The organism is Curvibacter sp. GW821-FHT01G03, from assembly GCF_059422285.1.
This window is the reverse complement of record NZ_JBWKWP010000003.1, coordinates 156,422-180,974: the sequence shown is the minus strand read 5'-3', so window position 1 is coordinate 180,974 and position 24,553 is coordinate 156,422. Positions and strand designations below refer to the sequence as shown.

The following is a 24,553-nucleotide window of genomic DNA, read 5'->3' as shown; positions in this document are numbered from 1 at the left end:
TCGCAAAAGCGCCGTGGGGCGGAGGGTTCAGGCCCTGACACAGGGGCTGACCGGCTCGGGCACGGCCAGGGTGGGCACGCCTGACCAGCGGTCATGGTCCTGCCGAGGGGCGGTTGGTGTCTGCGTTGACGACCACAAGCAAGTCACCCCAAGAAAAACACTCTTTGAAACGTTTCCAAGCACTACCGGAACAATTATTTCTCATTTATTTCATATCTGATTTTTTATTACTTTCAACAGTTCTGTACGCGACACGAAGGGCCGGGGGGCTCGGGGAAATTGAGGGGCTGGCGTGGCCTGAACAGGGCTCTGCAGGGCCGACGCCGTTCATCGATTTTCTCCATGAGGTACCCCCATGAAAGCATTCCCCTGGATCGCGTCCTACCCCGAAGGGGCTCGCTGGGACATGACCTTGTTGCCACGGCGCATCGACCAGTTGCTGAGCGACGCAACCCGTCGCTGGCCTGACCAGACCGCGGTCGACTTTCTGGGCCGGCGCATGAGCTACCAGGAGCTGGATCGCCGGGTCGATGAACTGGCGGCCGGTCTGCAGTATCTGGGCGTGGGCCCGGGCGTGCATGTGGGGCTGTACCTGCCCAACACACCGCACTATGTGGTGAGCTTCTTTGCCGTACTGCGCGCCGGCGGCACGGTGGTCAACTACTCGCCGCTGGATGCGCGCAACACCATTGCCCACAAGATCGAGGACAGCGAAACCGACATGCTGTTCACGCTCGATCTGCCGGCCTTGTACGGGCAGGTGCACGAGCTGCCGGGCCAGACTCGCCTGCGCCATCTGATCGTGGGCTCGCTGGATGACTTTGGCGCCGACGAAGCGGCCGCCAATGCCCACCTGCGACACGATGCCCCCTTTGTCCCCACCGAGGGGCCCCAGTTTTTGCGCTACGCGGCATTGTTCCGCCAAGGCGCCCGGCCGGTGCGCTCGGCAGGGGCTGGTGGGCTCGACGAGATCGCGGTGCTGCAATACACCGGCGGCACCACAGGCCACCCCAAGGGCGCCATGCTGAGCCACGCCAACCTGAGCGCGGCCACCGATCAGGCCGCCGAGGTCACCTCGCTGGGCGGCGCCCAGCTCAAACCGGGCCAGGAGCGGATTCTGGTGGCCCTCCCCTTGTTCCATGTGTACTCCATGGTGATCGACCTGCTGGTGGGCGTGAAACTGGCGGCCGAACTGGTGCTGGTGCTGAAGTTCGACCCCGGCCAGATCCTGCACGACATCGCCACCAAACGCATCAGCTGCTTTCCGGGCGTGCCCACCATGTTCACAGCCCTGGTCAACCACCCCGACGCATCGCGCTACGACCTGCATTCACTCAAGACCTGTGGCTCAGGCGGAGCCCCCTTGCCGGTCGAGCTGCTGCACCAGTTCGAAGCCCTGAGCCACTGCATGCTGTCCGAGGGCTGGGGCATGACCGAAACCAGCTCGATCGGCACCTTCACGCCCACCACGGGGCTGCGCAAGCCCGGCGCCTGCGGCATTCCCGCACCGCAAGTCGAGATCCGGATCCTGCGGCTGGGGGGCCACGACGAGCCCGTGCCCACAGGCGAAATCGGCGAGATCGTGATCGCCGGCCCTCAAGTGATGCAGGGTTACTGGAAGAACCCCGAAGCCACCCGCGCCAGCTTCACGGCGGATGGCTTCTTCCGCACCGGCGACGTGGGCCACCTGGACGCTGACGGCTTTCTGACCCTGGTCGACCGCAGCAAGGACATGCTTCTGTGCAGCGGCTTCAACGTCTACCCCCGAGTGATCGAAGAAGCCATCTACACCCACCCGCTGGTGCGTGAGGTGATGGTGATCGGGCAAGACGATCCCTACCGAGGCCAGTCACCCAAAGCCTTTGTCAGCCTGCGCCAGGCCGGCGATCAGTTGACGCTCGAAGAACTGCAGGCCCATCTGCGCGACCACCTGGGCAAGCACGAGATGGTGCAGGCCCTCGAGCTGCGCACCGAGCTGCCCAAGACTGCCGTGGGCAAGCTCTCCAAGCAGATGCTGCGCGATGAACTGGCACGCCGCCCATGAGCCCCCAAGCCATGCGCCACGGCCCAGCCACCCACTTTCCACGTCACTTCTCAGGATTTCCTTTGCCGAACATCTTTTCCTGGCAAGCCTTGCTGTCGCCATGGTCCCCCCAACCCGTTGATGGCCCACCGCCAGCCTGGCTGGCCATGATCGAGGGGCGTGCCTTCATCGAGGCCAGCACCATCCCGCTGGCCCTGCCCTGGCTGTTGCAACGGGTACCGCGCGGTGATGGCCACGCCGTGCTGGTGATGCCGGGCCTGATGGCCTCCGACACCTCGACCCGCCCCCTGCGGCAATTTCTGAAACGCCTGGGCTACCAACCCCGTGGCTGGGGCCAGGGTCGCAACCTGGGCCCGCGCCCCGGCGTGCAAGAAGGCCTGCGTGAGCGCCTGCAGCAGATGCGCGACGACAGTGGGGGCAAGGTCAGCCTGATCGGCTGGAGCCTGGGCGGCTTGTTTGCCCGCGAGCTGGCCCGCCAAGAGCCAGAGATGACGCGCCAGGTGATGAGCCTGGGCAGCCCGTTGTACGGCACGCCGGGGGCCGACTCAAACCCCCTGGTGTGGCAGATCTACAAGCAGTTCAACGAAACCCGCCCGGAACACATCAAGGCCTTCCGGGGTGACTGCGCCCCCCCCGTGCCCACCACCTCGATCTACTCGCGCGGCGACAGCGTGGTCGCCTGGGCCGCCTCGGTCGAGCACGACAGCGAAACGACTGACAACATCGAAATCAACAGCGCCAGTCACCTGGGCCTGGGCTTCCACCCCCTGGTCTGGTACGCGGTGGGCGACCGCCTGGCACAGACCGAAGACAACTGGCAGAAATTCACCCCACCCCCGCCCGAAAGCTGGCTGTTTCCGCGCCAGCGGGCCGCGCGCTGAAACCCACCGGATCCGTTCACCGGCGCCCCGAACGAAGCAAGCCCCCGTCCCCCCATCCAAACCATCATCCCGGAGACCCCCATGGACCATCTGAGCGGCCTAGACGCCACCTTTCTTCATGTTGAAAGTCCCGAAACCCCGATGCATGTCGCATCACTGCATGTGCTCGACCTGCCCGAAGGCTACCAGGGCGATTACTGCGAAGACGTGCGCCATCACCTGCAAGAGCGTCAGCACCTCGCCGACCTGCTGACACGCCGGCTGGCCCTGATGCCCTTCGACCTGTCCGACCCGGTGTGGGTACGCGACGACGACATCGACTGGGACTACCACGTGCGCCCCATCACCCTGCCCTCTCCGGGCAGCAACGCCCAGTTGCAAGCCCTGGTCGCCCGTCTGCACTCCTCGCTGCTGGACCGCAGCCGCCCCCTGTGGGAAGTGGCCGTGATCACCGGACTCAAGAGTGGCCAGGTGGCGCTGTACCTCAAGGTGCATCACTGCGGCATCGACGGGCAATCAGGCGTGGCCCTGGGCAACGCCTTGTTCGACCGCGTGGCGCACGGCCGGGTGGTGCCTGCACCGCTGCCACGCCCGCCGGCACGCCAGCGCGACCTGGGCGTGGCCGAACTGGCCGCCGCCGCCCTCAAGAACACCGGTCGCCAGTACCTGAAACTGCTGCGCATGACGCCCACCATGGCCCGTGCAGCCAAGACCGTGCTGCTACCCGCCCCGGGCGAGGACGGCAAGCGCAGTTGGCGCCTGCCGAAAAACCTGCAGTTGCTGGCACCCCGTACCCCTTTCAACGTCACGATCACCAACCAACGTTCTTTTGCAGCGCGCACCGTGCCGCTGGCAGAAGTGAAATACGTGGCCAAGCACCTCGGTGGCTCGGTCAACGACGTGGTGATGGCCACCACCTCGGGCGCGCTGCGCCGTTACCTGACCGAACTGGGCTGCCTGCCCGAAAAGTCCCTCACCGCGGCCGTTCCGGTCAGCCTGCGCACACCGGGCGACAGCAAATCCAACAACCAAGTGAGCATGATGGTGGTGCCCTTGTGCACCCAGGAGGGTGACCGCGCCCAGCGCTTCCACGCCATCCACGACGCGGCCCAGGCCAACAAGGGGGTGATGGGCCAGATCAAGGCGGCCATCCCCACCGACTACCCGATCTTCGCCGCCCCCTGGTTGATCTCGGGCCTCAACACCATGCTGGCGCGCTCCAAGCTCATCAACCAGTTGCCGCCTCTGGCCAATGTGCTGATTTCCAACGTGGCCGGTATCCAGGACAGCCTCTACTGTGCGGGTGCCCGCGTGGTCTGCTACTACCCCTTGTCGATCCCCACCCATGGCATGGCCCTGAACGTGACCGTGCAAAGCTACAACGGTCGGGTCGACTACGGCCTGATCGCCTGCCGTCAGGCGGTGCCCCAGATCCACGAACTGGCCGACTTTGTGTTGGAAGAGCACCAGCAGTTGCTGGCGCTGGCCAAGCAGGCCGAAGCCAACGGCGGCAAACCCGCGGTCACAGCGGCGCCGGCCAAAACCACAGACAAACCCGCGGGCAACGCGGCCGAAAGCCGCCAGACCGCAACGGCGGCGCCCGCCGACACGCTGCAGAGTGCTGCAAACGGGCTTGCAAACGGGGCTGCAAACGGGGCCGCACCCAGTGCCTCGCCTGTGCCTGCCCCACGGCGCAGCAGGGCCTCGACCGCCAGCAAACCGGCAGCTGAATCCGGCCCTGCCGCCACGGCAACACGCCGGCGCACAACCGCAACCGCGACTGCGACCGCAACCACGACCAGCCCGGCGGCCAAGCGCCGCAGCCCAGGCGCCGCGGCCGCGGCGGTGACGCCCGTCACGGCCGCGGTCAAACGCCCGGCCAGCCCCCGCAGCCGCGTGGCCACGGCCAAAGCCGCACCGACGGTGGGCACCGCAAAAGACACCGGGGTCAACCCAGGCGGCGCGGACGGCAACAGCAGCAGCAACAACAGCAGCACCTCACCCGCCCCGGTGACGGCAAGCGCTGCGACCAGCGCTGCGTAAGGCACCGTGAGGCGCCCTCTGAACTGAGCCTGCGGGCGCCCTGCCGCGCCCTCCGTGCCCTACCCGGCCCCCTGCCAGCCCGCTGGCCGGGGGCATTTTCTTCACGCATCGCTGAAAGAAACTTCATGGTTGGCGGCGGCGGTTTGGGCTTAAATTACCGGCTCTGGCCGCCAGCGTGCGTTGGTGTGCCTGCACGCTCACCAGAAACCGTCCGGATTCACGCCATGAACGCCACCTTGTCCGCGCCGACCACCGACCATCGCCACCGCGCCGAGCGCCAGGCCCAGGTGGTGGCCGCCCTGCAGGCCGTGCTGCCCGCCCACGCCCTGCTGTGGCACAACGAAGACACGGTGCCCTATGAGTGCGACGGCCTGACGGCCTACCGCGAGCGCCCGCTGGTGGTGGCCCTGCCCGAGACCGAGGACGAAGTGCAGGCCGTGCTGCAAGCCTGCCACGAGCTTCAAGTACCCGTGGTGGCCCGTGGGGCCGGCACCGGCCTGTCGGGGGGCGCCATGCCGCACAAGATGGGGGTCACGATGTCGCTGGCCAAGTTCAACCAGATCGTGCGCATCGACCCGGCCAGCCGAACGGCCGTGGTCCAGGGAGGGGTGCGCAACCTGGCCATCAGCGAAGCGGCGGCCCCCTTTGGCCTGTACTACGCACCCGACCCCAGCAGCCAGATTGCCTGCACCATCGGCGGCAACGTGGCCGAGAACTCGGGCGGTGTGCACTGCCTGAAGTACGGGTTGACCGTTCACAACGTGCTCAAGGTGCGCGGCTACACCATGGCCGGCGAAGCGGTCGAGTTCGGCAGTGACGCGCTCGATTGCCCAGGCCTGGACCTTCTGTCCATCGTGATCGGCAGCGAAGGCATGTTGGCCGTCACCACCGAGGTCACGGTGAAACTGGTGCCCAAGCCCCAACTGGCGCGCTGCATCATGGCCAGCTTTGACGACATGCGCAAAGCTGGCGATGCGGTGGCCGAGGTGATTGCCGCCGGCATCATTCCGGCAGGCCTGGAAATGATGGACAAACCCATGACCGCCGCGGTGGAAGATTTTGTGCACGCAGGCTACGACCTGAATGCCGAAGCCATTCTGCTGTGCGAGAGCGATGGCACACCCGAAGAGGTCGAAGAAGAAATCGGCCGCATGAGCGAGGTGCTGCGCCGCTGCGGCGCCACCGCGATTGCGGTGAGCCGCGACGAGGGCGAGCGCCTGCGCTTCTGGAGCGGTCGCAAAAACGCCTTCCCGGCCAGCGGTCGCATCAGCCCCGACTACATGTGCATGGACTCGACCATCCCGCGCAAGCGCCTGGCCGACATCCTGCTGGCCATCAGCGAGATGGAGAAGAAATACCAGCTGCGCTGTGCCAACGTGTTCCATGCGGGTGACGGCAACCTGCACCCGCTGATCCTGTTCGATGCCAACGACCCCGACCAGCTGCACCGCTGCGAACTGTTTGGCGCCGACATCCTGGAGACCAGCGTGGCCATGGGCGGCACGGTGACGGGCGAGCACGGCGTGGGTGTGGAAAAGCTCAACAGCATGTGCGTGCAGTTCAGCGCCGAAGAACGCGAGCAGATGCTGGGTGTGAAGCGCGCCTTCGATCCGCGTGGCCTGCTCAACCCGGGCAAGGTGATCCCGAGCAAGCACCGCTGCGCTGAATACGGCAAGGAGCTGGTGCGCGGCGGGAAGATCAAGCACCCGGATCTGCCTAGATTTTGACCCCCCCTGAGTCGCCTTCGGCGCCATCCCCCCGAGGGGGACGACACCAGCGGCCTGGCAAAGCCAGCTCCGCGGTGTCTGCTGGCGGGGCTTGCTCCGCAGCCTTTTGAACGGGAAAGCCCTTCTGGTTCAGGCGCAGCGCTTGATGCCCTGCTTCTGGGTTGCTCTCCAAATTCGACGCCCATGTGTTCACAGGAGACGACACCAGCGGCCTGGCAAAGCCAGCTCCGCGGTGTCTGCTGGCGGGGCTTGCTCCGCAGCCTTTTGAACGGGAAAGCCCTTCTGGTTCAGGCGCAGCGCTTGATGCCCTGCTTTTGGGTTGCTCTCCAAATTCGACGCCCATGTGTTCACAGGAGACGACACCAGCGGCCTGGCAAAGCCAGCTCCGCGGTCGTCATGAGCGGCAAAGCTGCGGCGAGGTTCAGGCGGCGACGGGTTCGCGGGCGGGGTAGCCCACCTGGTCGAGGGCGGCGGCCAGTTGGCCGACGGTGCGATCCACATTCTGCCATTTTTCCAGGCCGAACAGGCCGATGCGGAAGGTGCGGAAGTCAGTGCCTTCGTCGCATTGCAGCGGCACACCGGCGGCGGTCTGCAGGCCCACGCCGGCGAACTTCTTGCTCGACTGGATGTCGGCGTCATCGGTGTAGCTCACCACCACCCCGGGGGCCTGAAAGCCAGGCGCGGCCACGCTCGGGATGCCACGCGACTCGAACAGGGTGCGCACGGCCCGGCCCAGCGCCCATTGCGCTTCGCGCATGCGGGCAAAGCCCAGGGCCTGGGTTTCCTTCATGGTGTCGCGCAGGCGCACCAGGGCATCGGTAGGCATGGTGGTGTGGTAGGCGTGGCTACCGTTTTCATAGCTCTCGGTGATCTGCAGCCACTTCTTGAGATCGCAGGCAAAGCTGCTGCTGGTGGTGCCGTCGATGGCCTGGCGCGCACGTTCGGACATCATCACCATGGCGCAGGCCGGTGAGCTGCTCCAGCCCTTTTGCGGCGCCGAGATCAGCACATCGACGCCGGTGTCGCGCATATTGACCCACACCGCCCCCGAGGCGATGCAGTCGAGCACGAACAGGCCGCCTGCCTCGTGCACGGCCTCGGCCACACTGCGCAGGTAGTCGTCGGGCAGGATCATGCCCGAGGCGGTTTCAACGTGCGGGGCAAACACCACGGCGGGCTTTTCGGCACGGATCGTGGCCAGCACCTCGTCGATGGGGGCGGGGGCCCAGGGGGCCTGCGCCCCGGCACCTGTGCGACGCGCCTTGAGCACGGTGACGTCTGGCGTGATCGCCCCCATCTCCAGGATCTGCGACCAGCGAAAGCTGAACCAGCCGTTGCGCAGGATCAGCACCTTTTTGCCACCGGCAAACTGGCGCGCCACCGACTCCATGCCGAAGGTGCCGCTACCGGGCACCAGCACGGCGCTGTGGGCACCATAGACTTCCTTGAGCATGTCGCCGATGTCGAGCATGACGCGGCGAAAACGCGCCGACATGTGGTTGAGCGCGCGATCGGTGTAGACCACCGAGAATTCGAGCAGACCGTCAGGGTCCACGTGAGGCAAGAGTCCGGGCATGTTGTGTCTCCGTCAGACGCCGGGAGTTGAGGCACGCCATCCGTGCCTGTGGCCCCCGGAACCGGCCCACTTTAGCACGGCCCCCGAAGGGCCGCTGCCCTGTCCGGGGCCCGCGCCACAGGCCGCACCCGGCGCGCATTTGACCCAGCGCAAACACCGGCGCAAGCCCCTCAGAAAACCCCATTGAAGGCATGGAATTTGCGCCCAGTGCGCTCAACCCTGGCGAAGTGACACGGTGTGTGACACAGCCCGCTGTCCACCAGGGGGTTCCGTACCGTTCAACGACAAGGAGATGGACCATGTCTTTCAAAACCACCGTGATGCTCAGCGCACTGCTGCTGGGCGCCCAGGCCGCACAGGCCGACGCTCCCCTGGACGCCCAGATGAAGGCCCTGGCCCTGGGCAGCGGCTGCATGACCTGCCACCACATCGAGTCTGGCGCCAAGAGTGCGGACGGCAGCAAGCCCATCGGCCCCAACTGGCAGGATGTGGCCCACAAGTACAAGGGCCAGGCGAACGCCGCGGACGCCCTGGTGCGAACCGTGATGCAGGGCTCCAACCCCTACAACAGCCACTGGAAGGGTCAGGCCAGCGGCCTGGCCATGCCGCCCAACGCCGTGGCCATCAGCCAGGCCGATGCGAGCAAGCTGGTGGGCTGGATCCTGAACCTGCCCTGAGAGCGCGCCGAAAACACAACGCCGCCCCAGGGCAAACCCGGGGCGGCGCGGGACTGTCACTTTTTGGAACGCTCCAGACCGAAGCGGGTGACAACCGGCGTCAGGGCGCCTGCCAGGGCACCTGGGCCGCGGCAAAGGCCTTGGCCAGCCGCCCGTCGGCAGCCACCGCATTGAGCGCGGCCTGCAGGGCCTGGGCCAGCTCCACCGACTGCTTCTTGACGGCCATGCCCACCGCCCAGCCATCGCGGGGCGCCCGCGGCATCGGCAGCGCTTCAATGAAGAAACGCTTGTCATCCCCCAGCACCGAATACAGCTCAGAGGCCTGGCCGGCTGCCGCATCCACTTCGCCCTCCAGCAGCTGGCGAGCGGCCGCCACCCCGTCCGGCAAATGGGTGGTCAGCAGGTCGCGGTAGGCCCCCTGATCGGCACCGATCAGCAGCCAACCGGCCAGCGATTGCCCGGCCACGGCCACCTTGTGGCCCTTGAGGCCGGCCAGGCTTTCCAGGTCGGGCAGCCGGTCCAGCCGGCGCGCCATCACCACCCGTTCGCGGTAGTAGGGCCCGAAGATCAGCACCTGGCGCTCGGCGTCCATCAAGGGCTTGTCCACCGGCACATGCAGCAGCACATCGGCCGGGCCATAGCCCAGGTAATGCCCCTTCCAGACCATGTTGCGCAAGTCGTCGCCCATCTTCTCGTCGGCGTCGAAAGGCAGCAAGTTCAGCTTGAGTCCCAGTTGGGCGGCCAGCAGGCGGGCCAGCTCCACATCAATCCCCTTGCCTTTGACGTTGAAGGGCGGGTTGTCGTTGTAGATCGCCACCGACAGCACCCCGCGCGCCTGGATGCGCGCCCAGGCGGATTCCTCCTGCGCCAGGGCCGGCCCGGCCAGCGGGGCGGCCGCCAGGGCCATAGATGCCTTCAGCAGGCTGCGGCGGGCAATCATTGGGCGTCCGCCAGGGGTTTGACGCGCAGCGATTCCAGATAGGTCTTGATGGCCCAGGCCGCTTCCTGCGACAGGATGCCCTCAAAGCCGGGCATGTAGACCGCGCCGTTGCGGGTCACGCCATGGCGGAAGTGGCCGACGAACCAGTCGTTCACGTCGCGCAGGCAGGCCTGTTGCTTCTTGGCGTCGCGCAGGGAGGCACAGTCGTCGTCCAGGTGACGCAGGTCGGGCGCGATGCCACCCGAGATCGCTTCCAGGCCATGGCAGCGGGCGCAGTTCTGGTTGAAACCCGACGAGCCGATGCGGATCGCCTCCGGGTTCTTGCTGTAGGGGTTGTCCACCCGCCATTCCTCGCCCAGCTTGGGCAGGTTGCCGGTGTCCACGGCCTGGGGCGTGACATCGCCGTGCGCATGCGCCACGCCGCTCAGGGCCAGCAACAGGGCGCCGGCCCACAGCAGAGGACGGCAGAAAAAGGAAGTCGGTTTCATGGTGTCTCCGGGTTTTTGTTGAAAAGCAGTGAGCACTTGTCAGCAAAGCGCATGCCAAGCCCCGTACCCTCGGGCGTGCTCCTGGGGCAACTCCGCATGACATGTGCCGCGTTGCGCTATAGCGTGGCAGGCCGCTGCTCCAATCTGTGACGCTGGACCGGGATTTGCTAGTCAAGCCTGTTGAGCGAGTCGAAATACGAGAAATGACAGCCCCCCAGGGCTGCAGGAGACAAATGCGATGAAACCCCTTGTGCCTCACGAGCTGCGCAGCTTTGCCCCTGTGCGCGCCACGATGAACAGCGACCTGGTCACCCTGGCCGAACCCCACGAAAGCGTCATTCGCGATTCGCACGATCGCTGCCTGGAGCTGGGCCTCAACCCGCGAGACCACATCGACTACTCGATGGAAACCCTGGCCGATTTCAAGCTGGCCCAGGAGCGCTGCGCCCGGCTGCAGGCCCAGGCCCTGCCGGTGATGGAGATGCTGCTGGAGCAGGTCAGCGGCACCGGCAACATCGTGTGCCTGGCCGACGACAAGGGCACCATCCTGATGTCGGCCGGCCACAGTGGCTCGGTCGATTTCGCTGAACGGGTGGCGCTGCGCCCCGGGGTCAGCTGGTCCGAGGCGGCCAAGGGCACCAATGCGGTCGGCACCGCCCTGGTCACCGAGCGAGACATCTTCGTCCATGCCAACGAGCACTACATCCAGTCCAACCACGTGCTCACCTGCTCGGCTTCGCCCATCATGGACCACTCCGGCGGTGTGATCGGCGTGCTCGATGTGACCGGCGAGCACGGCAGCTTCCACCCCCACACCATGGCCCTGGTGCGGGTCGCGGCCCGCACCATCGAGAACTACTGGTTCTGCGACAACTTCAGCCGCAACCTACGCCTGCATTTCCATTTCCGGCCCGAACTGATCGGCACCATGGTCGAGGGCGTGATCGCGCTGGGGGCCGACGGCAAGATCCTCGGCGTCAACCGCGCCGGCCTGCAACTGCTGGGCACCAGCAGCGCGGCGGCCCGCATCCAGGGCGTGCGCGTGGTGTTCGGCATGGACTTCGGCGCCCTCATGGACCGCTTGCGCAGCCACAGCATGGCCCCCTTGCAGATGCGCCTGCCCGATGGCCGCATGCTCTACGCCCGGGCCCAGTGCAACGATGCCTCGCTGGGGCAGCACTTCCACTTCGGCCAGCCTCGCGCCAACGAGGCCCGTGCCCACGCCACACCGACCAGCCCGGCCCCGGAGGCCGTGCCCGCGCCCGCGAGCTCGCGCGCAGCCACCGCCGCGCGCCACGCCCCCGACCTGAACGAGCTGGCCCGCGGCGATGCCCGCCTGGCCCAGGTGGTCGATCAGGTGCGTCGCGTGCTCGACCGCGACATCCCGATCCTGATCCTGGGCGAGACCGGCACCGGCAAAGAGGTGCTGGCCTCGGCCCTGCACGGTGCCAGCCAGCGCAAGGACCAGGCCTTTGTGGCCGTGAACTGCGCCTCCATCCCCGAAACCCTGATCGAGTCCGAGCTGTTCGGCTACGAGGAAGGCGCCTTCACCGGCGCCAAGCGACGCGGCTCGGCGGGCAAGCTGCTGCAGGCCCACGGCGGTACCCTGTTCCTCGACGAGATCGGCGACATGCCGCTGTCGCTGCAGGCCCGCCTGCTGCGCGTGCTGCAAGAACGCAAGGTGGTGCCGCTGGGCGGGCAGAAGGCCCATGACGTGGACATCAACCTGGTCTGCGCCACCCACCGCAATCTGCGCGAAATGATCGAGCGCGGCGAGTTTCGCGAAGACCTTTACTACCGCATCAACGGCCTGGCCGTCCGCCTGCCCCGCCTGAGCGAGCGCACCGACCTGCGCGCGGTGTGCCGGCGGCTGATCAGCCAGCTCTCGCCCCAACACCCGCTGGGCATCAGCGAAGAACTGCTGGCCGAGTTCGAGGCCCATGCCTGGCCCGGCAACCTGCGCCAGCTGCACAACGTGCTGCGCACCGCCTGCGTGATGGCCGGCACCGACCGCGAGATCACCCGGGTGCACCTGCCCATGGACTTCCTGGAAGACCTGAGCAGCGCCCGCAGCCAGCGCCAGCCCGCCCAGGCCGCCACCGCCGCCCCAAGCCTGCCGACCCAGGCCGCCGGCGGCAGCGAAACGGCCTCGCTGGGCGATGTGTTGCACGAGCTCAAGCTCAGCACCATCCGCCAGACCCTGGCCGCCTGCAACGGCAATGTCACCGAAGCCGCCAAGCGGCTCAACATCAGCCGCAACACCATCTACCGCAAGCTCAAGTCCGTGGGCGACCGCCCCGCCTGAGCCCCCAGTGCCCCCCGGGAAAACCAGGGCCGGCCGTGACACCGATGGCGCACCGGTGTCACACCTCGGATCTGCAACACCGTTGCAGGACACCACACGACAGGGACCGCGCGCCCCGGCACGCCCGAATCGCCCCTGTTCTGGGCTGACACAGTGCCCCTGAGGGCACCGCCCCCCCTGTAAACCCCTAGCGAGGCACCTGACAACCCATTTCGGCACGGGCTTTGCAGAACCACGGCATCGGCGATCCGCCTGTTCCGACCCTCACCCTGCCATGCTCTCCGTGCGCCACCTCAGCAAAAGCTACGGCTCCCGCCAGGCCCTCGACCAACTCGGGCTGACGCTGGCCCGCGGCCAGTTCTGCGTGCTGCTGGGGCCCAATGGCGCGGGCAAGTCGACCCTGTTCCAGTTGCTCACCGGCCTGTTCATGCCCGACGGCGGCGACATCGAAGTCGATGGCCTGAACCTGCGCCATGCCGCCACCCGCGCGCTGGCGCGCATCGGCGTGGTGTTTCAACAGCAATCCCTCGACCTGGACCTGAGCGTGCGCCAGAACCTGCTGTTCCATGGCGACCTGCATGGCCTGCCACGCGCCCTGTGCCGCGAACGCATCGCCAGCGATGCCGCCGGCCTGGGCCTGGACAAAGACCTGGACCGCCCGGTGCGCGAGCTCTCGGGCGGCACCCGGCGCAAGGTCGAACTGGTGCGCGCCCTGCTGCACCGCCCCGGCCTGCTGCTGATGGACGAGGCCACCGTGGGCCTGGACCCCCCTTCACGCCACGACCTGCTGCGCACCGTGCGCCAGGACGTGGCCCAACGCGGCACCTGCGTGCTGTGGGCCACCCACTGGGTCGAGGAAGCCGCCCAGGCCGACCGCGTGCTGGTGCTGCACCAGGGCCGGCTGGTGGCCGACGGCAGTCCGGCCGAAGTCACCCAGGCCCTGGGCGCCGACACCCTGGAGGCCGGCTTCATCCGGCGCACCGCCGCCCGCGGCTGAACGCCGCCCTGCCCTCTGCCACTGAACCGCCATGCCCCACTCTCTGCACTCCTCCACCCGCTGGCTTGCGGCCCTGGCCCTGGCCGGCCTGCTGCACGGCGCCGCCCTCGCCCAGACCCTGGCCCTGGTGTCCAGCGAAAAGGACAACGCCATCACGGTGATCCGCCTGGCCGACCTGCAGCTGCAAGCGCCCATCCCGACCTGCAAGCGCCCGCGCCACATGCAGCTCAGCGCCAACCGGCAGCAACTGCTGGTGGCCTGCAGCGACAGTGCTGCGGCCGATGTGATCGACATGCGCAGCCTCAAGTCGGTGGAGCATGTTCCCCTGAGCGACAGCCCCGAGATCTTCGACCTCTCGCCTGACGGGCGCACCTTCTACGTGTCCAACGAGGACGATGCCGCCCTCAGCATCGTCGACCTGGCCAGCCGCAAGCTCGTGGCCAGCGTGCCGGTGGGCCGTGAACCCGAGGGCGTGAAGGTCTCGGCCGACGGCAAGACCGTGTACGTGGCCTCCGAGGTGGCCAACAGCGTGCACGTGATCGACACCGCCAGCCGAAAGCTCGTCAAGACCCTTGCCGTGGGCCAACGCCCACGCCGCATGGCCTTGACCCCGGACGGCAAGGAGCTGTGGGTCACCAACGAGCTGGGCGCCAGCATCAGCATCATTTCGACGACCGAGCAAAAGCTCATCCACACCCTGACGCTGGACCTGAAAGGCGCCCGCGCCAGCGACATCACCCCGGTGGGCCTGCTGATCAGCCACGACGGCCAACGCGCCTTCGTGGCCATGGGGCGGGCCAACCATGTGGCCTTCATCGATGTGGCCAGCCGCCAGATCACCGAGCGCGTGCTGGTGGGCCGGCGCGCCTGGGGCCTGGCCCTGAGCCAGGACGAATCCCGCCTGTACGTGGTCAACGGCCTGTCGGACGACCTCACCGTGGTCGACGTGAAGGCGGCCCGGGCCCTCAAAAGCGTGCCCGTTGGGCGCGTGCCCCACACCGTGGTGCTGTACTGATGAGCACCGCCCGCACTTTGCACCGCCCGCTGCTGGCGATCGCCCTGGGCCTGGTCGCCACGGCCAGCCAGGCCGCGGCCTGGAACCTCATGCTGATAGAACAGGCCGACCCGCCTGCCTGGCAGCGCCAGCCCTTCGAACGTGCCTACCCCGGCCACAGCGGCGGCTCACTCAAGGCCGCGATTGCCCTCGGCCTGGAAGACGCCCAGTTTGAAACCCAGGCCGCCCAGACCACGCTCAAGCTGCAGACCGACGCCAGCCCCAGCCTGGAGGCCGCCCGCGAGGCCGCCCGCAAGGCCGAGAAGGCCGGCGCCCAGGCCCTGCTGCTGGACCTGCCCGCCGACTGGGTGCGCGCCGTGGCGGGGGTGGTCAAGCTGCCGGTGCTCAACCTCGGCGCGCGCGACCAGGCCCTGCGCGAACGCGACTGCCAACCCCAGCTGTTCCACCTGATTGCCAGCGAACGCATGCGTGCCGACGCCCTGGCCCAGGCCCTGGCCAGCCGCAAATGGAGCCAGGTGCTGCTGCTCAGCGGCAACGCCCCCGACGACGCGGTGCGCAGCGAGGTCGCCCAGCAGGCGATCCAGCGCTACGGCCTCAAGCTGGTGGCGCAGCGCCCCTTCAAACTCTCCACCGATCCGCGTGAGCGCCAGCTCGCCAACCCCTTGCTGCTGACCGGCGGCCTGGCCTACGACGTGGTCTGGGTGGTGGACAGCGATGGCGAGTTTGCCCGCAGCCTGCCCTTCAACACGGCCAGCCCGCGCCCGGTGGTCGGCGACGGCGGCGTGGTGGCCCTGGAATGGCAGGCCCAATACGAACGCTATGGCGCGCCGCAACTGTCGCGCCGCTTTCAGAAAGCCACCGGGCGGGCCATGCAAGCCACCGACTGGGCCGGCTGGGTGGCGGGCCGCGCCCTGGCCAATGCGGCGCTCACCTTGCGCCAGGCCGATCCCCAGGCCCTGCGCCAGGCCCTGGGCACGGTCAGTGTGGACGGCGCCAAGGGCGTGGCCCTGCAGTTTCGCCCCTGGGACCGGCAACTGCGCCAACCGCTGCTGCTCAGCGATGGTCAGGGGGTGCAGGCCCAGGCCCCGGCCGAAGGCGTGCTGCACCCGCGCAATGTGCTGGACACCCTGGGCGCCGACGAGCCCGAGAAACGCTGCAAGGGGCAGCCATGAACCTGTCACTGCGCCACCTTCTGCAGGCCATGCGCGCCATCGTCTGGCGCGAGCTGCTCAAGTTCTCGCGCCAGCGCGGGCGCCTGGCCTCGGCCCTGGTGCGACCGCTGCTGTGGCTGGCGGTGTTTGCCGCAGGCTTTCGCAATGTGTTCGGCGTCTCCATCGTCGAGCCCTACTCCACCTACATCCCCTACGACGTCTACATCGCCCCGGGCCTGATCGGGATGGTGATGCTGTTCAACGGCATGCAGTCCTCGCTGGCCATGGTCTATGACCGCGAGATGGGCCTGATGCGCCTGCTGCTGGTGGCCCCGCTGCCGCGTTGGTGGGTGCTGGCCTGCAAGCTGGCCGCCACCGCGGCGCTGTCGCTGCTGCAGGCCCTGTGCTTTGTGCTGATCGCCTGGGCCCTGGGCACCCCGCTGCCGCTGTGGGGCCCGCAACTGCCGGCCGTGCTGCTGGCCAGCACCAGCGCCGCCCTGATGCTGGGCGCGCTGGGCCTGCTGCTGAGCGTGCACATCAAGCAGCTGGAGAACTTCGCCGGCACCATGAACTTCGTCATCTTTCCGATGTACTTCATGTCCACCGCCCTGTACCCCCTGTGGAAGCTGCAGGAGTCAGGCGCCGAATGGGTGTACCAGGTGGCGCGCTTCAACCCCTTCACCCATGCGGTGGAATGGATCCGCTTCGCCTTCTACGGGCAGGCCGCGGGCGCCTCGCCCTGGGTGGTGCTGGGCACGGGCGCGCTGTGCTTTGTGCTGGCCTGCTGGGGCTACGACCCGCAGCGCGGCTTCGGCGCGCTCAGCAAGCGCGGGGGTGGTGCATGAGCCCGTGGCGCCCCCTGCGCCGCGGCCCGGCCGTGGTCGAGCCGCTGTGGCTTGAGTGGCTGGCCCTGGGCGGGTTGCTGGTGTTCGGCACCTGGCTGCTCGGTGTGCGCGGTGTGTGGGCCCTGCTGCTGCATGCCGACCCCACCGGCCTGACCCTGATCATCGTGGCCGTGTTTGCCTGCAGCACCGCCTGGTGCGGCAGCCGCGCCAGGGCCTTGCAGGCCCAGCGCCAGGCCCTGGAGGCCAGCCTGCGCCCCGGCAGCACCGGCCAGGGCTGGGCCCATGAGTACTGGCAGGCCAGCCGTCAACCCGGCGGCGATGCCGCCACGGCGCTGGAAGTGCTGCTGGAGCACAGCCACGGCCCGCACGGCACGGCCTGGTGGGTCAATGGCATCCAGCTCAAGCTGGGCTTGCTGGGCAAGGTGATCGGCTTTTGCATCCTGGCCCTGAACATCGGCCAGCTGCAGAGCCTGGACGCCAGCCAGTCCAGCGAGCTGCTGAAAAGCCTGACCACCGGCCTGGGCGTGGCCCTGCTGACCACCATGGTGGGCCTGGTCGCCAACATCGTGCTGGGCCTGCAGCTGACGCGGCTGGACCGCTATGCCGATCGCCTGGTGGCCGATTGCCAGCGACACGGGCTGACCCTGGGCCAGGCGGCGGCCCCATGAGCCAGCGCCACCGGCGCCAAGCGCGCGAACACGAGGTCGACCCCTTCTACGACATGTTGTTCAACATGCTGATCGCCTTCGTGTTCTGCTTTCTGATCGCGCTGCTGGTGATGAACCCCAAGGCCTTGAAGGCCGGCGACATCCCGTCCAAGGCCGAGTACGTGATCACCGTGTCCTGGCCCGACCTGAACCCCAACGACCTCGACACCTGGGTGCAGGACCCGGGCGGCAAGCTGGTCTGGTTCCGCAACCGGGAGGCCGGCCTGATGCACCTGGACCGCGACGACCGAGGCATGTCCAACGACGTCATCACCGTCAATGGCCGCCAGGTGGTCAACCCCCTGAACCAGGAGGTGGTCACCCTGCGCGGCATCGCCCCGGGCGAGTACACGGTCAACCTGCAGTACTACGAGACCCGCAACGGCCAGCCGGTGGATGCCACCGTCTCGGTGCTCAAGGTCAACCCGCGCGCCGAGGTGGTGTTCTACGGCACCCTGAAGCTCATGCGCCCCGGCGACGAGGTCACCGCCGTGCGCTTCACGCTGCTGCCCGACGGCAGCGTGGCCCACATCAACAACCTGCCCAAGACCCTGGTGGAACGCCTATGACCCTCGCCATCGAACTCGGCGCCGCCGTGCTGGCCCTGTTGTGTGCCCTGGCCCTGCTTTGGTCGCACTGGCCGGCCTGGCTCAAGGCCGCGCTGCTGCTGGGTGTGACCGTCTTCTACTTCTTCGCCCACGACGAGGTGAACAACATCGCCGGCTGGCCCAGCCCCAACCGGCTGCCCGAGCGCTTCCAGCTGCTGGCCGCGGTGATCGAAGAGCCCACCCAGCGCAACCCCGGCGCCCTTTACCTGTGGGTGAACGCGGTCGAAAACGGCCACCCCCTGCCCCAGCCCCGCGCCTACCGCCTGCCCTACACCAAGGACCTGCACGCCCTGCTCAACGACTCGCTGAAAAAGGTGCGTGAAGGCGTGAGCCAGCTCGGCACGCTGGAGCCACAACGCGGCCGCCCCGGCCTGTCGTGGCTGCGCCCGGGCAGCGACGAGCAGGTGGTGAAGCTGCGCGACATGCCCAAGCCGCAGTTGCCGGAGAAGTGAGCCATGTCGCTGCACCGCGCTCCCGCCTGGCTGATCTGCTGCGCCCTGGTCCTGCCCATGCTGCTGGCAGGCTGCAGCCGCACGCCCGCCAGCCAGGACTTCTTTCCCCTGGACAGCGGCCGCCATTGGACCTACACCGAAACCACCGAACGCGACAACGGCCAGCGCACGCAACGCAGCCTGCGCCTGGACAACCTGGGGCAGGAAACCCTGGACGACGCCCCCACCTGGCACCGCCACAGCGACGACGGCATGCACTACTGGCTGCGCAGTGACGACAGCGGCGTCTACCGGGTGGCCAGCCGCTTCGACCTCGATGAGTTCTACACCCCCGACGCCAGCCGGCGCTATGTGCTCAAGCAGCCGCTGAGCGTGGGCACCAGTTGGCAAGCCGACACCGCCCCCTACCTGCTGGAGCGGGCCCAGCAGTTTCCGCCCGAGATCCGCCACACGCACCCGGCCGTGCCCATGGTCTACCGCATCGAGGCCACCGACGAGGCCGTGGACACGGCGGCCGGCCGATTCGAGCACTGCCTGCGCGTGCAGGGCGTGGCCGCGCTGCACCTGTATGTGGATGCCGCCTCGGGCTGGAAAGACCTGCCCCTGATCACCCGCGAGTGGTACTGCCCCGGCGTCGGCCTGGTGCGCCTGAGCCGCGACGAACACACCGCCTCCAGCTTTGTCACCGGCGGCACCCTGACCCTGGACCTGCAATCATGGCCATGAGCCCCGCCCCCGTCCCCAGCGCCTTCTCTCGCCGCCAAGCCTTGCTGGCGGCGCTGTGCCCCCTGCTGGCCAGCCAGTCCGCTCAGGCCCAGCCCGGCAACCCCGGCGTGATCACGCTCTATGTGCCCTGGCCCGCCGGCGGCGCCACCGATGTCACGCTGCGCATGCTGGCCGAGCTGGCGGGCCAGCAACTGGGCCAGAAGATCATCATCGAGAACCGGCCCGGTGCGGGCGGCAGCCTGGCCATGCCCCTGCTGCAACAGGCGGCCCCCGACGGCAGCGTGCTGGCCCAGATGCCGCAGCCGGTCTTCCGCATCCCCTTTCTGCAGAAAGTGGCCTGGGACCCGATTCGCGACACCACGCCCCTGATCCAGATCAGCGGGGTCACCTTCGGCATCCTGGTGGCCAGCCACAGCCCGCTGCGCCACCTGGGCGACCTGCTCGACTTTGCGCGCAACCACCCGGGCGAACTCTCGGTGGCCACCAATGGCAACGGCACCACGCCCCATGTCGTGATGGAGGAGCTGCTGACCGAACAGGGCCTGCGCTACATCCACGTGCCCTACAAGGGCACGGCCGAGCAGATGCTGGCCGTGGCCGCCGGCCAGGTGATGGTGGGCGTCAATTCGAACGGCTTCGCGCCCTATGTGGACAGCGGGCGCCTGCGCCTGCTGGTGACCTTTGGCGACACCCGCACCCACCGCTGGCCCCAGGTGCCCACCCTCAAAGAGCTGGGCTACCCCATCGTGGCCACCTCGCCCTACGGCCTGGTGGGGCCGCGTGGCATGGCGCCCGAGCTGGTGCAACGCCTGCACGCGGCCTTCAAGGCCGCGCTGTTCCACCCGCGCCACCTGGCCGAGCTGGCCAAGTACGACCAAGAGCCCGCCTACCTGGGCCCGGCCGACTACGGCCGGGCCATGGCCCAGGCCTATGCCCTGGAGCGCCGCCAGGCCGAGCGCCAGGGCCTGATCGCCCCCAACGCCTGAGGAGGTCCGGGATGCCCAACGACAAACCATCCGTGCACCGTGGGCCACCGTGGCGGCGTGACCTGCTGGGCATGGGCGCCTGCGTGCTGCTGGGCTGGGTCGCCTCGGTGCAAGGCAACTGGTTCGAGCATTTCTCGCGCTTTGCCGAACGCCACGAACGCTGGCAGCTCGACGAATGGCCGCTCGGCCTGCTGCTGCTGTCGCTGGGCCTGGTGTGGTTTGCCGCACGGCGCCTGCGCGAACTGCAGGCCATGCTGGCCGAGCGTGAGGCGGCTGAGCAGCGCATTGCCGAGTTGCTGACCCACAACCAGCACCTGGCACGCCAGTTGATCCGGGTGCAGGAGGCCGAGCGGCGCAGCATCGCGCGCGAACTGCACGACGAGTTCGGCCAGGGCTGCACGGCCATCCGCATCGAGGCCCGATTGCTCAACCGCCCCGAAGCACCGGAGGCCGTGCGCCAGGGCGCGCAGCGCATCGCCCGCAGCGCCGAGCACCTGTACGGCCTGGTGCGTGAGCTGTTGGTGCGCCTGCGCCCGCACAGCCTGGACAGCCTGGGCCTGGAGGCCGCCCTGCACGAGCTGTGCGAGGGCTGGGAGGCGCAGACCGGCCTGGCCTGCCGGCTGCAGACCCAACTGCCCGAACAGCCGCTGGACGATGCCGTGGCCGTGACCCTGTTCCGCCTGGTGCAGGAGGGCCTGACCAACATCGCCCGCCATGCCGGGGCCGACGAAGCCTGCGTGCACCTGCAGGCCGCCCAGTGGCCCGACCAGCCCTTGCAGCTGCAGATCGAAGACAACGGCTGCGGCCTGCCCGGCGCGGCCAACGATGAAGACTCGGCCCCGCCCCGCACGGGCTTCGGCCTGGCCGGCATGCGCGAACGCGTGGCCGCCCTGCACGGCCAGTTGCAGTTCGACAGCGCGGCCATGGGCGGACTGCGCATCCACGTCACCCTGCCCGCGGAGCACGCCGCATGATCCGCATCCTGCTCATCGACGACCACCCCGTGGTGCGTGCCGGCTACCGCCGCCTGCTGGAGCAGGAAAGCGATCTGCGGGTGGTCGCCGAATGCGCCGACGCCGACAGCGGCTACGCCGCCTTTGTGCGCGAGCAACCCGACCTCAGCATCACCGACCTCTCGCTGCCCGGCGCCAGCGGGCTGGATGCGCTGCGCCGCATGCGGGCCCGCCAGCCCGACGCCTGCGTGCTGGTGTTCAGCATGCACGACTCGCCCCACGTGGTGCGACGCGCCCTGCAGGAAGGGGCGCGCGGCTTTGTCAGCAAGAACGCCGAGCCCGAGAGCCTGATCGCGGCGGTGCGCACGCTGCGCCAGGGCCAGCGCTACCTGAGCCCCGACCTGCCGGCCAGCCTGCTGCGCGAGGCCGCGCCCTGCGATGACCAGCTCGCCAGCCTGAGCTCGCGCGAGTTCAGCGTGTTCCGCCTGCTGGCCGAAGGGCGCAGCGCTGCGGAATGCGCCGAGCTGCTCAAGCTCAGCCCCAAGACCGTGGCCAATGTGCAGACCCTGGTGAAAGAAAAGCTGCAGGTCAGCACCTCGGCCGCGCTGGTGCACCTGGCGCTGCGGCAGGGCCTGATCCCTGGCGCCATGACGGCCAGCGCCGTCTGAGGCCCGGGGTGCAGCGCGGGAATTTTTCCCTGGGCTGCCAGCGTGCACGGCGCTAACTTTCAGCACTGGAGACAACCCGCTTGGCGCCCGCCGTTTTCCATGAGGCGAGCGCCCCAAGGCCCCACCAAGAGATCCACCGTGAACACCCAGTGCCTGCCCCAACGCCCCCTTCCTGCCGCTCGCCCCCTGCGCCTGCGCGTGCTGACCTCGGCCCTGTGCGCCCTCGGCTTTCAATCGTTGGCCTGGGCCGCCGACACCTTGGAGCTGGCCCAGCTGAGCACCGTCGAGGTGGTGGGCAGCACCCCCATCGACGGCATCGGGGTGCCCTTGGCCCAATTTCCAGCCAATGCCCAGAAGGTCACCGCCCAGGAGGCCGCAGCCCAGGACGCAAGCAACCTGGCCGAGCTGCTCAACAACAGCCTGGGCTCGGTCAGCGTGAGCAATGGCAGCGGCAGCCCCTACCAGAACGATGTGAACTACCGCGGCTTCCAGGCCTCGTCCCTGCTGGGGGCGCCGGTGGGCCTGTCGGTCTACTTTGACGGCGTGCGCATGAACGAGCCCTTCGGCTCCATCGTCAACTGGGACCTGATCCCCATGAACGCCATCGCGGGCGTGGACGTGCTGCCGGGCTCCAACCCCCTGTTCGGGCTCAATACCCTGGGCGGGGCCCTGGTGGTGAACACCAAGAACGGCCAGGACAACGCGGGCACCTCCCTCACGGCCCTGGCCGGCTCGTTCCAGCGCAAGGCCCTGCGTTTTGAGACCGGCTGGGCCGACGCGGCCTTGGGCACCGACCACTTCATCGCCGGCAACTGGGACCAGCAGGCCGGCTTTCGCAGCCACTCCAGCTCAGAGGTGCGCCAGCTGTTCGGCAAGACCCGCTGGCGCGGCAACGGCGGCAAGACGCGCCTGGAGCTGTCGCTGACCGCGGCCGACACCGTGCTCAAGGGCACCCAGGCCCTGCCCATGGACATGATGGCCAACCCCGGCGCCGCCTACACCTGGCCCGACAGCACGGCCAACCAGCTGTTCATGGCCAAGCTCAAGGGCAGCCACTGGCTCAGCGATGAGCAGCAGCTCAGTGCTCAGTTCTACCTGCGCCAGGGGCGCAGCCGCAACGTGAACAGCAATGCCGAGCTCGACGACGGCTGCCTCAACGACGATGGCAGCCTGGCCCTGTCGGGGGGCAGCCCCAAATGCGGCAACAAGGCCCCCAACGGCACGGCCACCAATGCCGTCACCTCGGCCGCCGCCCAGGGGTTGGGCTTTGCCCGCTGGAGCAGCAGCATCAACACCAGTGTGGTCGAATCGCTGACCCGGCAGCAGGGCTGGGGCAGCAGCGTGCAGTGGTCCGACTTCCAGCAACGCCTGGGCCGCGACAACACGCTGCAGATCGGTGCCAGCTGGGACAGCGCGCGCATCACCTACGACCAGACCCGCACCCTGGCCCGCCTGGTCGACTACCAGACCGTGGAAACACCCAACCAGACCTACGGCTTCACCGCCGATGGCAAGGCCCCCTCGGCCAGCAACCCCTTGAGCTTCAGTGGTTCCAACCTGCTGGGTTCAGTGAACCTGGTCTCCACCACCCACCAGTTCAGCACCTACCTGAGCAACACCTTGCAGGCCAATGAGCGCCTGAGCCTGACGGCCGCCGGCAGCTTCAATGCCACCGTCCTCAACCAGAGCGGCGCCAGCAAGCAGTACCTCAACGACGATGGTGGCTACAGCTGGACCGATGCGGTCAGTGGGGTCAGCTACTACAACCCGGCCTACCTCGGCGCCTACCAATACTCGAACAGCACGGCCAGCGGGGTCAAGGGCTCGGCCAATGGCATCCCGGCCGGGGCCGTGGCGGGCCCCGAATCGCACAGCCTGTATGGCAAGCACCACTACCAGCGCTTCAACCCCTCGTTCGGCTTCAACTACCAGCTGGACCGCAGCACCGGGGTGTTCGGCCAGTACAGCGAAGCGATGCGGGCGCCGACCTCGATCGAACTCTCGTGCGCCGACCCCAAGAGCCCCTGCGCGCTGCCCACCGGTTTCAATGGCGATCCCGACCTGCAGCCCGTGGTGGCCAAGACGGTGGAGCTGGGCGCACGCGGCAGTTTCGGCCCCCAGGGGCACTGGAATGCGGCGGTCTATGACACCCGGCTGAGCAACGACATCCAGTTCATCGCCACCTCCTCCTCGCTGGGGTACTTTGCCAACGTGGGCAACACCGAGCGCCGCGGGCTGGACCTGGGCGCGCAGACCCGCCTCAAAGACCTGTCCCTGTCGGCCAACTATGGCTGGGTCGACGCCAGCTACCGCTCCGCCTTCACCACAGCCAGCGGCCAGAACGTGGTCAGCGGCAACCGGATCCCGGGCATCGCCCGCCAGACCCTGAAGCTGCGCGCCGCCTGGCAGGCCAGCCCCAGCCTGCTGCTGGGCAGCCAGCTGATCCTGGCCGGCGCGCAGATCGCCCACGGCAATGAAAGCAACCAGACCCCGGGCGGCACGGTGCCGGGCTACGGCGTGCTCAACCTCGACGCCCACTGGCGCCTGAGCCCGGAGCTGCAACTCAACGCCCAGCTCAGCAACGCCCTGAACAAGCCCTACGCCACCTACGGCATGTCGGGCCTGCGCAGCGTCTACACCCTGGCCAGCCAGCAGTTCATCACCCCGGCCGCACCGCGCGCCCTGTGGGTGAGCTTGACGTATACCTTTGGGGGCGGCGCCAAAAAGTGACGGTCAGAGCGATGCCACGGTGAGCGCAACCAGG

The 24,553-nt window shown here is 68.1% G+C and carries 21 protein-coding genes; 18 read left to right on the top strand and 3 right to left on the bottom strand.

Going from position 1 to position 24,553, the window contains the following annotated elements:
• Nucleotides 1-355: 355 nt before the first annotated feature.
• The 4 genes from AC07VS_RS05090 to AC07VS_RS05075 all read left to right on the top strand — a co-directional run bounded on the left by AC07VS_RS05090 (nt 356) and on the right by AC07VS_RS05075 (nt 6,695).
• The gene (locus AC07VS_RS05090; RefSeq protein ID WP_492350581.1) at nt 356-2,044 is read left to right on the top strand and encodes a long-chain-fatty-acid--CoA ligase; all 1,689 of its coding nucleotides are present in this window, start codon (nt 356-358) and stop codon (nt 2,042-2,044) included.
• On the top strand, nt 2,041-2,925 hold the full coding sequence (locus tag AC07VS_RS05085; protein WP_492350582.1) for an esterase/lipase family protein: 885 nt from the start codon (nt 2,041-2,043) through the stop codon (nt 2,923-2,925). The genes AC07VS_RS05090 and AC07VS_RS05085 overlap by 4 nt, the downstream gene beginning before the upstream one ends.
• 81 nt (nt 2,926-3,006) lie before the next feature.
• Entirely contained in the window at nt 3,007-4,968 is a 1,962-nt protein-coding gene (locus AC07VS_RS05080) for a wax ester/triacylglycerol synthase family O-acyltransferase (RefSeq protein WP_494750347.1), read from the top strand.
• Nucleotides 4,969-5,192: 224 nt separating this feature from the next.
• Nucleotides 5,193-6,695, top strand: coding sequence for an FAD-linked oxidase C-terminal domain-containing protein (locus AC07VS_RS05075; protein WP_494658943.1), 1,503 nt, complete (start codon nt 5,193-5,195; stop codon nt 6,693-6,695).
• A 421-nt stretch (nt 6,696-7,116) separates the two neighbouring features.
• On the opposite strand, the gene AC07VS_RS05070 is transcribed toward AC07VS_RS05075, so the two are convergent.
• Nucleotides 7,117-8,271 carry a pyridoxal-phosphate-dependent aminotransferase family protein gene (locus AC07VS_RS05070; protein ID WP_494750346.1) on the bottom strand — a complete coding sequence of 385 codons (1,155 nt, stop codon included), beginning with the start codon at nt 8,269-8,271 and terminating at the stop codon, nt 7,117-7,119.
• Nucleotides 8,272-8,570: 299 nt separating this feature from the next.
• Between AC07VS_RS05070 and AC07VS_RS05065 the strand changes: the two genes are divergently transcribed.
• Nucleotides 8,571-8,948, top strand: coding sequence for a c-type cytochrome (locus AC07VS_RS05065; RefSeq protein ID WP_492350586.1), 378 nt, complete (start codon nt 8,571-8,573; stop codon nt 8,946-8,948).
• A 100-nt stretch (nt 8,949-9,048) separates the two neighbouring features.
• On the opposite strand, the gene AC07VS_RS05060 is transcribed toward AC07VS_RS05065, so the two are convergent.
• Both AC07VS_RS05060 and pedF read right to left on the bottom strand, forming a co-directional pair.
• On the bottom strand, nt 9,049-9,888 hold the full coding sequence (locus tag AC07VS_RS05060; RefSeq protein WP_494658945.1) for a substrate-binding periplasmic protein: 840 nt from the start codon (nt 9,886-9,888) through the stop codon (nt 9,049-9,051).
• Nucleotides 9,885-10,376 carry a cytochrome c-550 PedF gene (gene pedF / locus AC07VS_RS05055; RefSeq protein ID WP_494658946.1) on the bottom strand — a complete coding sequence of 164 codons (492 nt, stop codon included), beginning with the start codon at nt 10,374-10,376 and terminating at the stop codon, nt 9,885-9,887. The genes AC07VS_RS05060 and pedF overlap by 4 nt, the downstream gene beginning before the upstream one ends.
• A 238-nt stretch (nt 10,377-10,614) precedes the next feature.
• Here pedF and AC07VS_RS05050 point away from each other — a divergent pair, with 238 nt between their 5' ends.
• The 13 genes from AC07VS_RS05050 (at nt 10,615) to AC07VS_RS04990 (ending at nt 24,519) form a co-directional block, all read left to right on the top strand.
• Nucleotides 10,615-12,681, top strand: coding sequence for a sigma-54-dependent Fis family transcriptional regulator (locus AC07VS_RS05050; RefSeq protein WP_494750345.1), 2,067 nt, complete (start codon nt 10,615-10,617; stop codon nt 12,679-12,681).
• 274 nt (nt 12,682-12,955) lie between these two features.
• On the top strand, nt 12,956-13,678 hold the full coding sequence (locus tag AC07VS_RS05045) for an ABC transporter ATP-binding protein (RefSeq protein ID WP_492350590.1): 723 nt from the start codon (nt 12,956-12,958) through the stop codon (nt 13,676-13,678).
• A 31-nt stretch (nt 13,679-13,709) separates the two neighbouring features.
• Nucleotides 13,710-14,693: a PQQ-dependent catabolism-associated beta-propeller protein gene (locus tag AC07VS_RS05040; protein WP_494658949.1), complete on the top strand. Its 984-nt coding sequence runs from the start codon at nt 13,710-13,712 to the stop codon at nt 14,691-14,693.
• Nucleotides 14,693-15,865, top strand: coding sequence for a type 1 periplasmic-binding domain-containing protein (locus tag AC07VS_RS05035; protein WP_494750344.1), 1,173 nt, complete (start codon nt 14,693-14,695; stop codon nt 15,863-15,865). Before AC07VS_RS05040 ends, AC07VS_RS05035 begins: the two co-directional genes overlap by 1 nt.
• Nucleotides 15,862-16,689, top strand: coding sequence for an ABC transporter permease (locus AC07VS_RS05030; protein WP_494750343.1), 828 nt, complete (start codon nt 15,862-15,864; stop codon nt 16,687-16,689). The genes AC07VS_RS05035 and AC07VS_RS05030 overlap by 4 nt, the downstream gene beginning before the upstream one ends.
• A complete protein-coding gene (locus AC07VS_RS05025) occupies nt 16,686-17,357 on the top strand; it encodes a MotA/TolQ/ExbB proton channel family protein (RefSeq protein WP_494750342.1) in 672 nt (223 codons plus the stop codon). The genes AC07VS_RS05030 and AC07VS_RS05025 overlap by 4 nt, the downstream gene beginning before the upstream one ends.
• On the top strand, nt 17,354-17,965 hold the full coding sequence (locus AC07VS_RS05020) for a DUF2135 domain-containing protein (protein WP_492350595.1): 612 nt from the start codon (nt 17,354-17,356) through the stop codon (nt 17,963-17,965). The genes AC07VS_RS05025 and AC07VS_RS05020 overlap by 4 nt, the downstream gene beginning before the upstream one ends.
• On the top strand, nt 17,962-18,456 hold the full coding sequence (locus AC07VS_RS05015) for a hypothetical protein (RefSeq protein WP_492350596.1): 495 nt from the start codon (nt 17,962-17,964) through the stop codon (nt 18,454-18,456). Before AC07VS_RS05020 ends, AC07VS_RS05015 begins: the two co-directional genes overlap by 4 nt.
• A 3-nt stretch (nt 18,457-18,459) precedes the next feature.
• Complete coding sequence (locus tag AC07VS_RS05010) at nt 18,460-19,182, top strand: hypothetical protein (protein WP_494658953.1); 723 nt, start codon at nt 18,460-18,462, stop codon at nt 19,180-19,182.
• Nucleotides 19,179-20,168 (top strand): tripartite tricarboxylate transporter substrate binding protein, encoded by a 990-nt coding sequence (locus AC07VS_RS05005; protein WP_494750341.1) that lies wholly within the window; start codon nt 19,179-19,181, stop codon nt 20,166-20,168. The genes AC07VS_RS05010 and AC07VS_RS05005 overlap by 4 nt, the downstream gene beginning before the upstream one ends.
• Nucleotides 20,169-20,179: 11 nt before the next feature.
• Complete coding sequence (locus AC07VS_RS05000; protein ID WP_492350599.1) at nt 20,180-21,142, top strand: histidine kinase; 963 nt, start codon at nt 20,180-20,182, stop codon at nt 21,140-21,142.
• Nucleotides 21,139-21,789, top strand: coding sequence for a response regulator (locus AC07VS_RS04995; RefSeq protein ID WP_494750340.1), 651 nt, complete (start codon nt 21,139-21,141; stop codon nt 21,787-21,789). Before AC07VS_RS05000 ends, AC07VS_RS04995 begins: the two co-directional genes overlap by 4 nt.
• Before the next feature lie 138 nt (nt 21,790-21,927).
• Nucleotides 21,928-24,519 (top strand): TonB-dependent receptor, encoded by a 2,592-nt coding sequence (locus tag AC07VS_RS04990; protein WP_494750339.1) that lies wholly within the window; start codon nt 21,928-21,930, stop codon nt 24,517-24,519.
• Nucleotides 24,520-24,553: the final 34 nt, after the last annotated feature.